Origin of the sequence: Pedobacter sp., assembly GCF_965279535.1 — a bacterium.
Classification (GTDB): Bacteria; Bacteroidota; Bacteroidia; order Sphingobacteriales; family Sphingobacteriaceae; genus Pedobacter.
In genome coordinates, this window is sequence record NZ_OZ257244.1 from 4,007,439 (window position 1) to 4,023,979 (window position 16,541).

10 protein-coding genes, 2 tRNA genes, 4 rRNA genes and 1 pseudogene are annotated in these 16,541 nt (G+C 44.7%); 10 read left to right on the forward strand and 7 right to left on the reverse strand.

Features of this window, described 5'->3' with window-relative positions; translation table 11 throughout:
- Positions 1-91: 91 nt before the first annotated feature.
- A pseudogene (locus ACQY77_RS16420) lies at positions 92-1,561 on the forward strand (RagB/SusD family nutrient uptake outer membrane protein); the annotation flags it as partial.
- 58 nt (positions 1,562-1,619) lie between these two features.
- On the opposite strand, the gene ACQY77_RS16425 reads toward ACQY77_RS16420, so the two are convergent.
- From ACQY77_RS16425 to ACQY77_RS16445, 5 genes are all read right to left on the reverse strand, one after another.
- Positions 1,620-2,171: an NUDIX hydrolase gene (locus tag ACQY77_RS16425; protein ID WP_421941093.1), complete on the reverse strand. Its 552-nt coding sequence runs from the start codon at positions 2,169-2,171 to the stop codon at positions 1,620-1,622.
- A gap of 83 nt (positions 2,172-2,254) precedes the next feature.
- Positions 2,255-2,641 carry a hypothetical protein gene (locus tag ACQY77_RS16430; protein ID WP_421941092.1) on the reverse strand — a complete coding sequence of 129 codons (387 nt, stop codon included), beginning with the start codon at positions 2,639-2,641 and terminating at the stop codon, positions 2,255-2,257.
- Between the two features lie 101 nt (positions 2,642-2,742).
- Complete coding sequence (locus tag ACQY77_RS16435; RefSeq protein WP_421941091.1) at positions 2,743-3,534, reverse strand: TPM domain-containing protein; 792 nt, start codon at positions 3,532-3,534, stop codon at positions 2,743-2,745.
- Between the two features lie 90 nt (positions 3,535-3,624).
- Entirely contained in the window at positions 3,625-4,068 is a 444-nt protein-coding gene (locus ACQY77_RS16440; protein ID WP_421941090.1) for a TPM domain-containing protein, read from the reverse strand.
- 83 nt (positions 4,069-4,151) lie between these two features.
- Positions 4,152-4,733, reverse strand: a complete 582-nt coding sequence (locus ACQY77_RS16445; protein ID WP_421941089.1) for a LemA family protein — start codon at positions 4,731-4,733, stop codon at positions 4,152-4,154.
- Between the two features lie 108 nt (positions 4,734-4,841).
- Here ACQY77_RS16445 and ACQY77_RS16450 point away from each other — a divergent pair, with 108 nt between their 5' ends.
- The 9 genes from ACQY77_RS16450 (at position 4,842) to rrf (ACQY77_RS16490) (ending at position 14,563) form a co-directional block, all read left to right on the forward strand.
- Positions 4,842-6,383: an NAD(P)/FAD-dependent oxidoreductase gene (locus tag ACQY77_RS16450; RefSeq protein WP_421941088.1), complete on the forward strand. Its 1,542-nt coding sequence runs from the start codon at positions 4,842-4,844 to the stop codon at positions 6,381-6,383.
- Between the two features lie 33 nt (positions 6,384-6,416).
- Positions 6,417-6,884: a DinB family protein gene (locus ACQY77_RS16455; protein WP_421941087.1), complete on the forward strand. Its 468-nt coding sequence runs from the start codon at positions 6,417-6,419 to the stop codon at positions 6,882-6,884.
- 18 nt (positions 6,885-6,902) lie between these two features.
- Complete coding sequence (locus ACQY77_RS16460) at positions 6,903-7,262, forward strand: CoA-binding protein (protein ID WP_421941086.1); 360 nt, start codon at positions 6,903-6,905, stop codon at positions 7,260-7,262.
- Positions 7,263-8,728: 1,466 nt separating this feature from the next.
- Positions 8,729-10,250 (forward strand): 16S ribosomal RNA (locus ACQY77_RS16465).
- A gap of 271 nt (positions 10,251-10,521) precedes the next feature.
- Positions 10,522-10,596: transfer RNA gene (locus ACQY77_RS16470), tRNA-Ile, on the forward strand.
- Between the two features lie 78 nt (positions 10,597-10,674).
- Positions 10,675-10,748 (forward strand) — tRNA-Ala (locus ACQY77_RS16475).
- Between the two features lie 412 nt (positions 10,749-11,160).
- Positions 11,161-14,038, forward strand: a 23S ribosomal RNA gene (locus ACQY77_RS16480).
- A gap of 137 nt (positions 14,039-14,175) precedes the next feature.
- Positions 14,176-14,287, forward strand: a 5S ribosomal RNA gene (gene rrf, locus ACQY77_RS16485).
- Positions 14,288-14,451: 164 nt separating this feature from the next.
- Positions 14,452-14,563, forward strand: a 5S ribosomal RNA gene (gene rrf / locus ACQY77_RS16490).
- The 16S, 23S and 5S rRNA genes sit together here with 2 tRNA genes alongside, the layout of an rRNA operon.
- Positions 14,564-14,802: 239 nt before the next feature.
- On the opposite strand, the gene ACQY77_RS16495 is transcribed toward rrf (ACQY77_RS16490), so the two are convergent.
- Both ACQY77_RS16495 and ACQY77_RS16500 read right to left on the reverse strand, forming a co-directional pair.
- A complete protein-coding gene (locus ACQY77_RS16495) occupies positions 14,803-15,654 on the reverse strand; it encodes a hypothetical protein (RefSeq protein ID WP_421941085.1) in 852 nt (283 codons plus the stop codon).
- Between the two features lie 26 nt (positions 15,655-15,680).
- Positions 15,681-16,532, reverse strand: a complete 852-nt coding sequence (locus ACQY77_RS16500; RefSeq protein ID WP_421941084.1) for a hypothetical protein — start codon at positions 16,530-16,532, stop codon at positions 15,681-15,683.
- Between the last annotated feature and the right edge of the window lie 9 nt (positions 16,533-16,541).

Here is a 16,541-nt window from a genome sequence, read left to right on the forward strand (position 1 = left end):
TACTATTAAAAACAACATTTTTTGGTGTTTCCCTTTTAATGCTTGCCGCATGTAAGAAGACGCTCGATCCTAAAAATGAAATCCCTATGGTGCAAGCAGTGAATTGCTTAGCCAGGATTTTAATAATATCAAATCTCTCTTTTCTCCCATGTTTAACAATGTTATTTCAACTACACCAAGTTATCAAACGCAGCAAGGGTTGCAGGGTGATGTTTGGGCAGGGTATATGGGCACACCTACAGATTTTAGAGGTGGCTCCAACAATACCACCTACGATTTAGTAGACGGCTGGAACAATACCTGCTGGAATTTAGCTTATACAGGGGTAATGGCAAACGCTTTAAAAATTGAACAAAGGGCAAAAGGGAAATATGATCAGTTTTATGCACTTTCATTAATTATAAAGGTAGAAGCCATGCACAGAATTGCAGATACTTTTGGCCCCATTGTATATACCAAATATGGTACTACTGATGCCATTATTCCATATGATTCGCAGGAGGAAGCATATAACGCCATGTTTGCTGACCTGGAAAGTGCGATTACCATCCTGACCAATAAAATTAATGCGAAAGAAGCATCAACTTTTGTGGGTACAGATATTACAGCTTATGCTGGGGATTATAACAAATGGGTTATGTTTGCAAACTCGTTGCGCTTGCGCATGGCGATGCGCATTGTAAAAGTAAATCCCGCTTTAGCCAAAACTCAGGCAGAAAAATCTATTGCGCACCCAATTGGTGTGCTGGTTGCGAATGCCGATGTTTGTAAAGTAATATCTCCCAATGTTACCAATCCACTCTCAACCATATCGGGCTCCTGGGATGATATCCGCATGAGTGCCGACATGGAATCTATATTGGTTGGATATGCAGATCCGCGGGTTGCGAGTTATTTTTTAAAATCAAGCGCTTATCCGGATTATAAAGGTATCAGAACAGGAATACAGATCAATGCAAAATCAGATCGGGTAAGTTTTTCTAAAATAGGCGCTTTAATCGAAAACAAGGAAACGGTATGGATGACTACCGCGGAGGTTTATTTTTTACGTGCTGAAGGCGCACTAAGGGGTTGGAATATGAATGGTACGGCGAAAGGCTTGTACGAGGCAGGTATAGCAAGTTCGTTTGAGCAGCGTGGGGTGTCAGGCGCAGCCACTTACGCAGCAGACAATGTAAAATTGCCTAAGGCTTACGTAGACCCTGTTTCTGCTGTAAACAATGCTGCGGCATTGAATAATGTAACCATAGCCTGGGATGCAGCAGCAAGTAATGAGGTTAATTTACAGAAAATCATTACCCAGAAATGGATCGCTGGCTTTCCTGATGGTCAGGAGGCCTGGTCGGAATACAGGCGAACAGGTTATCCGAAAATTTTACCGGTAATTAAGAATACCAGTGGGGGTAAAATCGATTCAGCTACAGGCATCCGCAGAATTAATTTTGTGGAGTCGGAGCGATCAGGAAATCCGGGAGGGGTAGCCACAGCACTAACTAAGCTTGGCGGACCAGATAATGGTGGTACCAGACTTTGGTGGGATGTTGCAGGTCCGAATTTTTAAATATCTGCTTATAAACAAGAAAATCCCGGCTTGCCGGGATTTTCTTGTTTTGATTTCTTTAGTTTGTTCCTTCTATTTCGGCCAAACCGTAAAGCAAGGCTGCAACATGAAGTGCCTGTGCAATTTTATTCTCTTTTATAAATTGTTTAACCTCATCCAGGCTGTATTCTTCTACATTTAAAACCTCATGTTCATCCAGGTGTTGTTCGTGGGTTTTAATGCCGCCTGTTAATACATAAGTAAAAGTGATGTTGTTTGATGTTGCAGGGTTGGGATAAAGTTCTGCCACTTGTTTACAGGTTTTAAAACTGTAGCCGGTTTCTTCCAGTAATTCACGCTTGATGGCAAATTCAGGAGCCTCATCTCCATCAATTACCCCTCCCGGAATTTCTAATGATACAATATCGGCACCATGACGGTACTGGCGCACCATAATTATTTTCCCCTCTTCAGTTAAAGCAACCGCGTTTACCCAATTGGGATATTCCAGTACATAATAGTCGTCTTTTACAATACCATCAGGTAATTTCACTTCATCTACCCGTAAGGTAGCCCATTTCTCTCTCACTAAATATTTAGAGGCTATTTTCTGCCACTTCTCTATAATCATTTTTTTATTGCTTAATTGTCTACTGTCTAATTGTTAACTGAATACTGCCAACTGCCAACTGAAAACTGCTAACTGAAAACCGCTCAAAGATACTGCTGTATTGTTTTCTGGCGGTGTAAATTTACTAAATGTACAATTTTGTGCTTATCAGACAATTGGTTATACACCAGATTCAGCTTTGGGGCAATCAGCTTGTTTCTCTCTGCGCTGATTCCAAGTTCATAATATAAAAATTCGCTCAGTGAATCCAGTTTTTCAGCGGGAAGGTCAGTGTTTGCTAACCATTGCTCAAATGCAGGTAAATCTTCAGACAAAAGTATATCAACGGGAAGTTTAAAGCTACCCTCCATGGTTTCTGTAAACATATGCGCTGCTTCGGCCAGTTTACCCTCCAGCTTGAGCCCCATAATGCGGGCCAGCACCTGGGCAAGCTTTTGAATTTCTGCAGTAATTAAATCTTTTCTGTACACTTTTTTAAATTATCAGGTATATACTGCCAAAGAGCAAGACTCAATTCCCTACTCCTTGCTCTTTGTTTCTTGCTCTTTGTTCCTTACTCCCAACTCATCAACTACCAGCTTCCGCTAGAGCCGCCTCCACCGAAACTACCGCCACCGAAACCGCCAAAGCCGCCTCCGCCACCTGAAGATCCACCTCCCCAGCTTCCGCCGCCGCCCCAGCCACTGTTGCCACGGCCACCGCCACCACTACCGAAAAGCATGGCCCAAAATAATGCATTGGATGCGCCACGGCCGCCGATAATTTCGCTTCCACCACCGCCACCGCCTTTGCGAAGGATGATAATGATGATAATGACGATAATGATAATTATAGCAATACTTCCCGAACCACCTTTTTTAGTAGAAACCCTGGGTTTATCATTTTTGTATTCGCCTTTGGTATATTTGATAATAGAAGTAGTACCGGCGTCTAAACCGGCATAATAATCGCCTGATCTAAAATATGGTTTAATATCATTTTCGATAATCCGTTTGGCATACACATCGGGCAAGGCGCCCTCTAAGCCATACCCCGTTTGGATAGATATTTTTCGGTCGCCCACGGCAACAACGATCATTATACCGTTGTTTTTGCCACTTTGGCCTACGCCCCATTTCCTGCCCAGTTCTACTGCATACTCATTAATGTCGTAATCGCCAACAGATTTTAGTATAGCAACGGCAATTTGGGTAGAGGAAGAATCGTCAAAGGCGACCAATTTTTGTTCAAGGGCTTGTTTCTGACTTGCAGATAAAACACCTGAATAATCGCTCACCAGGGCAGATGGCTTTTCAGGGAAATCTTGTGCAAATGAAAAAGAGAATAACAAACTCAGAAAAGATACAATGAATAGTTTTTTCATTAGATATATAGTTCTTTAACACTATGAAACCACACCCGCTTACCGATAAGCGGTGCAGTTGTTAATGGGAAACATAATTTGTTTAGCCGCTTATTTACGTTCGAGGTCATCAACATATACGATGTCGTTAGGCAGCTCATTAATATCTCCATGCTGTGGCGGGAAATACAAGGCCAGTTGTTCGCCGGCCAAAGAAACACCCGCAACAATCCCATCGGCTAAATTACCTTTGGCAAAATGTGCGGTCATGGCCACTTTAGTGGTATCCCAAAAATCTTTAGGAATAACCTTATTAATACCACTATCGCCAATTATCGCAAATTTATGATCGGCATGGGCCAGGTAAATTAACACTCCGTTTCTTTGTGCAGTTTGATCCATATCCAGTTTGTAGAAATAATCAATGGCCTTTTGGTAGGGGTCGCCTTCGCAATGTTTATCAATCGCAATTCTGATTTCTCCTGACGTTGCTTTTTCTGCATCCGCAATAGCTTGTGCAATTTTATCCTGTTCAGTATCTGAAAATAATGACATGATCTTAATTTTATTTGAAGTAAAAAGGGTAATGTAAGTTTAGAATTAAACCCACATTACCCTTAAAATTAATTTTTGAAGGATTAGAACTCTACTTTAGGCGCATTTTTAGCCGTAGCATCAGCCTCAAAGTAACCTTTAGCTTTAAAGCCAAACATGCCAGCCGTTAAATTGGTTGGGAACGACCTTATTTTACCATTGTATTCCTGCACAGCATCGTTAAAATCTTTACGGGCCACGGTAATCCTGTTTTCAGTGCTTTCTAACTGAGCAGAAAGGTCGCTAAACTGTTGTGTAGCCCTCAATTCCGGATAATTTTCGGTAATAGATAATAATTTACCTAAAGCCTGGCTTAACTGGCCTTGAGCAGCCTGATATTTTTCAATGTTTTCTGGTGTTAAATCATCTGCTTTAACGGTCATTTGCGTTGCTTTCGCACGTGCTTCTACCACAGCAGTTAAAGTTCCCTGTTCAAATTTGGCAGCCCCTTTTACGGTACTTACCAGGTTCGGAATTAAATCTGCCCTGCGTTGATATTGGGTTTGTACGGTTCCCCATTTCGATTTAACATTCTCATCAAGCTTCACCATGCTGTTATAACCGCATGAACTTAAAGTGCTAACTGCAATAACAGCAGCAATAATTCCAAATACTAATCTTTTCATTTTTATGGTTTTTGTCTTTTTAAGCAAATTGAATTAAGGTCAATTTACAAATTAGATATCAAATTCTGTACCTTTGTTACAATTCAGGATAAAAACCTGACAAGATGTATGCAAAAAGATATCGAAATTACTTTGCTCCCGCACCAGGTTGCAGCAAATGAAGCCATTGAACAAAAACTGGCAGAAGGCTTAAAGCTAAATCCAAGCCGTATTAAAGGTTACGAAATTTTAAAACGATCGATAGATGCCCGTTCTCGGAAAGTTATTTACCGTTTACAGGTACGCGCATTTATTGATGAGCTTCCACAGGTAGAAATTCAGGTAAGTCATTACCCTAATGTTAGCCAGGGCAGACCTGTTATCATCGTTGGCGCTGGCCCTGCCGGATTATTTGCAGCCTTGCAGGCCATAGAAAAGGGTTTGAAACCCATTGTAATCGAGCGCGGTAAAGATGTAAAACAGCGCAGGAGAGACCTGGCAGCCATTAATAAGCAAGGTTTAGTCAATACCGAATCTAACTATTGTTATGGAGAGGGTGGGGCAGGAACCTATTCAGATGGGAAACTCTATACCCGATCGAACAAAAGAGGTGATATAAATAAGGTATTACAGATTTTTGTAGATCATGGAGCCGAAAAAGATATTTTAATTGATGCACGGCCACATATTGGCACCAATAAATTACCGCATATCATTACAGCCATCAGAGAAACCATCCTCAATGCAGGAGGAGAAGTTCGCTTCGATAGTCAGATGACAGATATTTTGACCGATTTCGGGAAGATAAGAGGTATAGAAATAAATTTTGAGGAGAAACTTTTAGCGGATCATGTCATTTTGGCTACCGGCCATTCCGCAAGAGATGTTTATCAATTGCTCCATAAAAAGAATATCCTGATAGAAGCAAAGCCCTTTGCCCTGGGGGTTCGTATCGAGCATCCTCAAGAAATTATCGACTCCGCACAGTACCATTGCGATACCCGGTCAGAATTTTTGCCTCCCGCTTATTACAGTTTAGTAGAGCAGGTAGGCGCACGTGGGGTGTTTTCTTTTTGCATGTGCCCGGGCGGCATTATCGCACCATGCGCTACTGGCGAGAATGAAATTGTGGTAAATGGATGGTCGCCTTCCAAACGAAATAACCCCTATGCCAATTCAGGTACAGTGGTTCAGGTTACGCTGGATGATGTGCAGGGTTATGATCCGCTGCGGATGTTAAACTTCCAGTCTGAAATAGAACAAATCGCTTTTGAGGCCGGGGGAGGGAATCTCGTAGCCCCTGCACAACGCATGGTCGATTTTGTAAACAACAAGCTATCTATCGATTTACCTAAAAACTCCTATCTGCCCGGAACAAAAAGCGCCATGCTCGATAATGTGCTGCCAGAATTTGTATCCAGTAGTTTAAGATCGGCATTGCCCCTGTTCGGTAAGAAAATAAAAGGCTACTATACCAATGAAGCCATTTTGGTTGGAGTAGAAAGCAGAACTTCATCACCTGTTCGTATACCCAGAGATAAAGAAAGCTACCAGCATCCACAAATAAAAGGTTTATATCCTTGTGCAGAAGGAGCAGGCTACGCCGGCGGTATTGTATCGGCAGCAATAGATGGAATAAATTGCGCAAACGCAATAGCAGCAGCGCTGTAACAAACTTTCCTGCATGCCAATTGTTCATTGAATATGCTTAACCTAACTCACGAAATCCAGAAAGCCTTTAATGGCGATGCCTGGCATGGCAACCATGTAATGCAGGTTTTAAATAATGTTGATGCCAAAAAAGCATTCAGTCATTTTATTCCGGGAGCACATTCCATTGCCGAAATTGCCTTGCATTTAACCAGCTGGACAGAAGAAGTAAGGGCGCGCTTAACAGGCAAAGTGGCTTCCGAACCCGAAATGGGTGATTGGCCAAGCCCTGATTCTAAAACACCCCCTGCCTGGGAGAAAATCATTTTTAATTTCAAAATAGCCAATGAAGAGCTTATCCGTGTTTGTGAGGGTATGCACCGCAACCAATGGGACGACCCTACACAAGATGAACGAAATCCTTCACTTGGTACAGGGGTAACCTATGCCGAACTGATAAATGGCCTGGCACAACACCATGCTTATCATGCCGGGCAAATATCGTTGCTTTCTAAGTTTTAAATTACTCAATCCGTTCAAATGAAAAAGACACTCATTATTGGTGCTTCGCCAGATCCAAACCGTTACGCTTACAAAGCTGCACACATGCTAACGCGATTTAATCATGAAATTGTGAATGTTGGCATAAAAAAAGGAGCAGTTGCAGGTGTAGAAATCGAAAAACAAGGTACAATCCATCACGATATTGATACCATAACGCTTTATATTGGTCCGCCCTTACAGGCCCAATACCACGATTATATTTTAGAAACCAAGCCTAAACGGGTAATTTTTAACCCCGGCACCGAGAACTATGCGTTAGAAAAGCTTTTAGATCAGCACGGTATAGAACCAGTAGAAGCCTGTACTTTGGTATTGCTCAGTACAGGGCAGTACTAACCATCGCAATAAAGCTGTATCCTTTAACCATGCAACCGCTTTTACCCATACTATATAGTATAACATTCAAAACAGCAGGTATTGGCAAACTCCCTGTTTTTTATTCCGCCTTCCTTTTTTAGCAAATCAGGTTGCTGTGCATTTCGGTTGCTGCGGTCATCAACTGTCATCCTGAGCTTGTCGAAGGACTCAGGTAAGCCTGTTAAGCGTTTCAGCAATATCGTATAATGCCTAAAAGCAGGAGGTATAGGCAAAGCGCCCTGTTTTTTACTGCGTATTCCTTTTAGCAAATCAGGTTACTGTGCATTTCGGTTGCAGCAGTCCCGCCTTCCTTTCAAATCCCCGTCCTCGTTACCTCGTCCGCGGGTTTTCCATACAGTCGGGTTTAGTTTTGCCGGGGCAGTAGTGCTTCGGAGGGGTAAAACCTGCCTGGTGTATACATCAATTGTCATCCTGAGCCTGTCGAAGGACTCAGGTAAGCCTGTTAAGCGTTTCAGCAATATCGTATAATACCTAAAAGCAGGAGATACAGGCAAAGCGCCCTGTTTTTTATTCCGTATTCCTTTTTTAGCAAATCAGGTTACTGTGCATTTCGGTTGCGGCAGTCCCGCCTTCCTTCCAAATCCCCGTCCTCGTTACCTCGTCCGCGGGTTTTCCATACAGTCGGGTTTAGTTTTGCCGGGGCAGTAGTGCTTCGGAGGGGTAAAACCTGCCTGTTGTATACATCAACTGTCATCCTGAGCCTGTCGAAGGACTGACTGCCTAACTTTTTAAAATACAGCCTCCCATTTTGCCGCTCAAACAACCTTTCCCTGGGTTTGTTTTACCCCCTGTTTTATTTTTTCGTGCTGATAACCATTTGTTTAGGCGGTTTACCTAAAATAAAAGGCATTTACTATTTGCCTGCGTGGATATTTTTTCTACTTTTGCATCCCGCTTCGGAGGAAACGGTTTAGCTTGAAAGGTGTGCAAAAGCGGATGAAAAGAGGGGTTTAGAATTATTTTAAAATACTTCTTGCAGGATTAAAAAAGTTCACTACCTTTGCAGCCCGGTTCGGAAGGAACGGAAAGTGACAGGGGGATATGGAGAGGGTGATAATTGAAATAAGGTTGAAAAGAAAAGCGGAAAAATAAAAATATTTTTCTTGCGGATTAAAAAAGTTTTTCTACCTTTGCAATCCCAAACGGAAACGAAAGGGGTTCCCGGAACGGCGGATGTCGGAAAGGGGTTTAAAAAAAGATACAGACGGACTTCGGTCCAGAAGATATAAAAGAGATCGGCCGTGAGGTTTACCAGATCAATAAGTTCTTAAAAGAGATGTCAATGTAGCGTAGCGGGGTAATGAAGTACGCATTCAAGTACAGAATACCGTCGCTTTATTTTAAAGTCAGTGACTAACAGACAAAATTAAAAAAGAAGACTATTTTTAACATAGTTAAAACTGGTCAGTTTCAAAACACATTTTACAATGGAGAGTTTGATCCTGGCTCAGGATGAACGCTAGCGGCAGGCCTAATACATGCAAGTCGAGGGGTAGAGGAGAGCTTGCTTTCCTTGAGACCGGCGCACGGGTGCGTAACGCGTATGCAACCTACCTTTATCAGGGGGATAGCCCGGAGAAATCCGGATTAACACCGCATAAAATCACAGTACAGCATTGTACAATGATCAAATATTTATAGGATAAAGATGGGCATGCGTGTCATTAGCTAGTTGGCGGGGTAACGGCCCACCAAGGCGACGATGACTAGGGGATCTGAGAGGATGGCCCCCCACACTGGTACTGAGACACGGACCAGACTCCTACGGGAGGCAGCAGTAAGGAATATTGGTCAATGGAGGCAACTCTGAACCAGCCATGCCGCGTGCAGGAAGACTGCCCTATGGGTTGTAAACTGCTTTTATCCGGGAATAAACCTGCTTACGAGTAAGTAGCTGAATGTACCGGAAGAATAAGGATCGGCTAACTCCGTGCCAGCAGCCGCGGTAATACGGAGGATCCAAGCGTTATCCGGATTTATTGGGTTTAAAGGGTGCGTAGGCGGCCTGTTAAGTCAGGGGTGAAAGACGGTGGCTCAACCATCGCAGTGCCCTTGATACTGACGGGCTTGAATGGACTAGAGGTAGGCGGAATGAGACAAGTAGCGGTGAAATGCATAGATATGTCTCAGAACACCGATTGCGAAGGCAGCTTACTATGGTCTTATTGACGCTGAGGCACGAAAGCGTGGGGATCAAACAGGATTAGATACCCTGGTAGTCCACGCCCTAAACGATGAACACTCGCTGTTGGCGATACACAGTCAGCGGCTAAGCGAAAGCGTTAAGTGTTCCACCTGGGGAGTACGCCCGCAAGGGTGAAACTCAAAGGAATTGACGGGGGCCCGCACAAGCGGAGGAGCATGTGGTTTAATTCGATGATACGCGAGGAACCTTACCCGGGCTTGAAAGTTAGTGAATTATCCAGAGATGGATAAGTGAGCAATCACACGAAACTAGGTGCTGCATGGCTGTCGTCAGCTCGTGCCGTGAGGTGTTGGGTTAAGTCCCGCAACGAGCGCAACCCCTATGTTTAGTTGCCAGCATGTAATGGTGGGGACTCTAAACAGACTGCCTGTGCAAACAGAGAGGAAGGAGGGGACGACGTCAAGTCATCATGGCCCTTACGTCCGGGGCTACACACGTGCTACAATGGACGGTACAGAGGGCAGCTATACAGCAATGTAATGCGAATCTCACAAAGCCGTTCACAGTTCGGATTGGGGTCTGCAACTCGACCCCATGAAGTTGGATTCGCTAGTAATCGCGTATCAGCAATGACGCGGTGAATACGTTCCCGGGCCTTGTACACACCGCCCGTCAAGCCATGGAAGCTGGGGGTACCTAAAGTATGTAACCGCAAGGAGCGTCCTAGGGTAAAACCGGTAACTGGGGCTAAGTCGTAACAAGGTAGCCGTACCGGAAGGTGCGGCTGGAATACCTCCTTTCTGGAGTAGCATTGACTACTCGCTGCGCAACATGATACTCTAATAAAAGTTAAAAAGTTGAAAGTATTAAGTTATAAGTTGAAAAGGCCACATGGCCTTGGTACGATATACTTTATACTAACGACTAAAAAAGACACACCCAAAAGATTAACCACTCAGTGGCTTTAACAAATCTTTGAGAGGCGAGATTGAAATTGAATTACGATTTTTGATTTACGGTTTGCGATTGCATTAAATCTAAAATCGTGGGTCAGGAAATCTAAGATCAGAAAGTCCCGTAGCTCAGCCTGGTTAGAGCACTACACTGATAATGTAGGGGTCTCCAGTTCAAATCTGGACGGGACTACTATAAGGGAGTTAACAGTTAAGAGTTTACAGTTATATATACTGCAAACGTGGAACAGAAAACTGCAACATATCTTTCGGGGAATTAGCTCAGCTGGCTAGAGCGCCTGCCTTGCACGCAGGAGGTCAACGGTTCGACTCCGTTATTCTCCACTGGAAGTTATAAGTGGTAAGTAATAAGTTATAGGTTTTAAAACTTATAACATAAAACTTAAAACTTACAACTCAAAAACAAAGCTACCTGGATCGGTAGCATACATTGACATCAAGAAAAAGAAGAGAATGCCATCGGGGCACAGAGAAACGGTTCGAGCCCGCAATTTTCACTAACGAAGCTGTGACAAGGCTTAGGTTGGGGCACATGACACCCTACACCTTTATACCCTTGGTTTTCGGTTTCAGTAAAGTTCTTTGACATATTGGAAGAAGTTAAAAAAGAAGAGCAAACAACAATAGGCGACTGTTGTGTTTGTGCTCACCATTGAAGGGGCAACCTGGATATGGTATGAGACATCATAGCAAGAGCAAAAAAGCATACCATACGGCGCAAAAGGCGTATGCGTAGAAGAAAGTAAAGAAGAGTACACGGGGGATGCCTTGGCTCTCGGAGGCGATGAAGGACGTGATAAGCTGCGATAAGCACCGGTGATCTGCAAATAGGAACTATACCCGGTGATTTCCGAATGGGGCAACCCGGCATGTTGAAGACATGTCACCATAATGGAGCAAACCTGCCGAACTGAAACATCTAAGTAAGCAGAGGAAGAGAAAATAACAATGATTTCCTGAGTAGTGGCGAGCGAAAGGGAAAGAGCCCAAACCACACCTGTTACGGCATGTGTGGGGTTGTAGGACTGTGATGTGGTTACAATGTAATGAAGTGGAACGGGATGGGAAGCCCGGCGACACAAGGTGATAGCCCTGTACACGTAAATACCATTGGCCTAACAGTATCCTGAGTACCGCGAGGTCGGAGACGCCTTGTGGGAATCTGCCGGCACCATCCGGTAAGGCTAAATACTCCCGAGAGACCGATAGTGAACCAGTACCGTGAGGGAAAGGTGAAAAGAACCCCGAACAGGGGAGTGAAATAGAACCTGAAACCGTGTACTTACAAGCGGTCGGAGCATCCAGGTGGTGTGACGGCGTGCCTTTTGCATAATGAGCCTACGAGTTACTCTTCTCTGGCAAGGTTAAGTGCTTCAGGCACGGATCCGAAGCGAAAGCGAGTCTGAATAGGGCGTATAGTCAGAGGAGGTAGACGCGAAACCTTGTGATCTACCCATGGACAGGTTGAAGGTGCGGTAACACGTACTGGAGGACCGAACCGATAAACGTTGAAAAGTTTCCGGATGATCTGTGGGTAGGGGTGAAAGGCTAATCAAACTGGGAAATAGCTCGTACTCCCCGAAATGTTTTTAGGAACAGCGTGGATATTAAGTTTCATAGAGGTAGAGCTACTGATTGGGTGCGGGGGAGTCAAATCCTACCAAATCCAGACAAACTCCGAATGCTATGAAATATGATCTGCAGTGAGGCGCGGGGTGCTAAGGTCACGCGCCGAGAGGGAAAGAACCCAGACCATCAGCTAAGGTCCCCAAGTTACAGTTAAGTTGAACTAACGAGGTCCGGTTGCACAGACAGCTAGGATGTTGGCTTGGAAGCAGCCATTCATTTAAAGAGTGCGTAACAGCTCACTAGTCGAGCGGCCGGGCATGGATAATAAACGGGCATTAAATTGTACACCGAAGCTATGGGATTGAAATATATCGGTAGGGGAGCATTCTAGCGGCAGTGAAGGTACCTGGTAATGGGTGCTGGAGCTTCTAGAAAAGCAAATGTAGGCATAAGTAACGATAAGGCGGGCGAGAAACCCGCCCACCGAAAGGATAAGGTTTCCTGATCAACGCTAATCGGATCAGGGTTAGTCGGGACCTAAGGAGAACCCGAAGGGGATATTCGATGGACAACTGGTTAATATTCCAGTACTTTTTATAACTGCGATGTGGGGACGGAGTAGTGACACTGCCGCGATCTGACGGAATAGATCGTTGAAGGCTGTAGGTATACATTTGGTAGGCAAATCCGCCGAGTGTGCTGAACGCTGATAGTACCGCGAGCCTTCGGGTAAGTGGATAGTGCAGGTAATCAGACTTCCAAGAAAAACCGCTAAGCTTCAGGTTATAAAAACCCGTACCGCAAACCGACACAGGTATCCGGGAAGAGGATTCTAAGGTGCTCGAGTGAATCATGGCTAAGGAACTCGGCAAAATGGCCCTGTAACTTCGGGAGAAGGGGCGCTGGTAGCAATATCAGCCGCAGTGAAAAGGCCCAGGCGACTGTTTAACAAAAACACATGGCTTTGCAAAATCGAAAGATGAGGTATAAGGCCTGACACCTGCCCGGTGCTGGAAGGTTAAGAGGGGATGTCATCCGCAAGGAGAAGCATTGAATCGAAGCCCCAGTAAACGGCGGCCGTAACTATAACGGTCCTAAGGTAGCGAAATTCCTTGTCGGGTAAGTTCCGACCTGCACGAATGGTGTAACGATCTGGGCGCTGTCTCAGCCATGAGCTCGGTGAAATTGTGGTCCCGGTGAAGACGCCGGGTACCCGCAACGGGACGGAAAGACCCCATGCACCTTCACTACAATTTAACATTGACATTGGGTACAGGATGTGTAGGATAGGTGGGAGGCTATGAAGCGGTGTCGCCAGGCATCGTGGAGCCAACGTTGAAATACCACCCTTTCTGTATTCGGTGTCTAACTCCCTTAGTGGGAGGACATTGTTTGATGGGTAGTTTGACTGGGGTGGTCGCCTCCAAAAAGGTAACGGAGGCTTTCAAAGGTAAGCTCAGTACGCTTGGTAACCGTACGGGGAGTGCAATAGCATAAGCTTGCTTGACTGTGAGACATACAGGTCGATCAGGGTCGAAAGACGGATATAGTGATCCGGTGGTTCTGCATGGAAGGGCCATCGCTCAAAGGATAAAAGGTACGCTGGGGATAACAGGCTGATCTCCCCCAAGAGCTCATATCGACGGGGAGGTTTGGCACCTCGATGTCGGCTCGTCACATCCTGGGGCTGGAGAAGGTCCCAAGGGTTCGGCTGTTCGCCGATTAAAGTGGCACGCGAGCTGGGTTCAGAACGTCGCGAGACAGTTCGGTCCCTATCTGTTGTGGGCGTAGGAATTTTGAGTGGGGCTGACCTTAGTACGAGAGGACCGGGTTGGACCAGCCTCTAGTGAATCTGTTGTTCCGCCAGGGGCATTGCAGAGTAGCTACGCTGGGAATAGATAAGCGCTGAAAGCATCTAAGTGCGAAACTAGCCACGAGATGAGAATTCCATATAGGGCCGTAGCAGACTACTACGTTGATAGGTTACAGATGTAAAGATGGTGACATCACAGTCGAGTAATACTAATCACCCGAAGCTTTCAAAGCAACACAAGTTGTTTGCTCTTCGAAACTTAACTTCTTTCAATAATATGTCATTTAAGTTGATGGTTATAAGTTATAGGGTTTAAGTAAGTTTTACTTACAACTTGATACTTACCACTTATTACTTAAATAAAAATATTCAGGTGCCTATATCGGCGGTGTCCACCTCTTCCCATTCCGAACAGAGAAGTTAAGCCCGCCAGAGCCGATGGTACTGCGGTAACACGTGGGAGAGTAGGTCGGTGCCAGATCTTAAACGGAACCCCTCAGTTAACTCTGAGGGGTTTTCGTGTTTTATAGAAGGCCATGTGTGGCTGCTTGTTCTTAATCATAATCATTAAGTTGAAAGTTAAAAGTGGCAAGTTAAAAGTAATGATACTTTAAACTCTACAACTTTACACTTAAATAAAAATATTCAGGTGCCTATATCGGCGGTGTCCACCTCTTCCCATTCCGAACAGAGAAGTTAAGCCCGCCAGAGCCGATGGTACTGCGGTAACACGTGGGAGAGTAGGTCGGTGCCAGATCTTAAAACGGAACCCTTCAGTTAATACTGAGGGGTTTTCGTGTTTTATAGGGGTTTGGAGTATCCAAGGGCACATGGTTTAAGACTTTTAACCTTTTGTCTCTTGACTCAGGACTCTAGACTTTTGACTCAGAACTCACGACTCCCAGCTCCCAACTCCCTACTCACAACTCTGGACTTTCAACAAAAAACCGTAGCGTTCCTAAACGGATGACGCTACGGCGTTTTAAACAGGGGATGTTACTGTATGGTAAAGGTAAATTGCTCGGTGAGCAGGTTTCCTGTAACCTTGGTTACTTTGTTCTTTTGTACAGGTATGGTAACAGCTATGGGGTATGCTCCCGGAGGGTCGGCATCAATCCAGAAGGTACCATTGGTAGCCAGGATTTTTAATTTAAGCGGTCCGTCTGTAGCCGTATTTACCGGTATGTGCGGGCGAAAAGTTACGCCATTTAGCGGAAGTCCGGAGTCGAACTTAACGGCCGTCATCTCTCCCCTTAATTCTGCAATAAACTGTGGTGCATCAGTAAAAGAAACCTCTATGGCACCATTCTGCCGCTGCATCATTAAATCCACCGTTTTATTGCCGGTTATGTTACTGGTTGTTTTAGCCACATAAGTATCGGTAGTCAGGTAGGTTTTTTCTCCCTCATAAGGCAAGTCATAAGCCCATTGCATATAAGCCTCGGCATAAGACAGGGTTAAGGGCGGCGTGTCGGGTAATTCGTAGAAGCGGTTAAGGCGAAACCGGGTGTTCGAACCTGCAGCCACAAAATGGTAGTTATTGGCGGGTAAGCTAAAACTAATTTGTCCGTAATTAACATCCGTTGAGGCTTGTACCTGCCGGGCTACCTCGGCTCCCGTAGCAACATCGTAAACAATAATGCTCAGGTACTTAATGTAGTTTTGCAGGGGCTCCGTTTGGAAACCAACATTCGGCTCGCCAACGGTGTGGTTAAGTCCGCCAATGCGGAAGTTTACCGTATACTTTTTGTTGCCATGTGTGCTACCGAAATAATCAATCAGATCTTTACGGCAGCCTGTTAGCCATACCAGCTGAGATAGGAGTAGCAGGAATATAATTTTTTTCATATCAGGAAGGTGCTTTACAGGCCAGATTATTGAAAACTGAATTGAAGTTCATTGGTGTAAATGTTGCCCGTAACTTTAGTGGTTTTGTTTTTTTGTATAGGTACAAAAACGTCTATCGGGAGCCTTCCTGGTGGTGTAACCTCTAACCAAATATTACCACCAGTAGCCAGGATATCTAACCTAAACGGACCATTTATACCCGTATTTACCTGAAATTGTGGGCGAAAAACTACCCCATGCATGGTGGTCTTACTAGCAAAGGTTATGGCCGTCGCTTCCTGGTGCAGCTCCACCCTGAATTGAGGGGTATCATTAAAAGTAACTTCTACCTTACCAATTTGGCGTTGCATAATCATGTCAAGTGTTTGGTTAGCCGTTATGTTGCTGGTAGCATTGGCTATAAATGTATCGGTGGTTCGGTATCTTTTTTCCCCTTCTGATGGATCTTCATAAGCCCACTGCATATATGCCTCCGCATAAGGGAGCTGTAAAGGTGGCGTTTCTGGCAGCTCGTAAAAGCGGTTGATCCTGAAAAGCGTGTTAGATCCCGCTGCCACAAAATGATAATTGTTGGCGGGCAGGCTAAAGGCAATTTGTCCGAAGTTTACATCAGTATCTTTCTGTATCTGCCGGGCTACCTCAGCGCCGGTTTTTACATCGTAAACAATAATGCTCAGGTACTTAATATAGTTTTGCAGGGGCTCCGTTTGGTAACCTACATTCGGTTCACCAATATTGTGGTTAAGTCCGCCAATGCGAAAGTTTACCGTATACTTTTTGTTGCCATGTGCGCCAGCGAAATAATCAATCAGATCTTTACGGCAGCCTGTTACCCATACCAGCTGTGATAAGAGTAACAAGAAGATAATTTTTTTCATTTTAGGGTA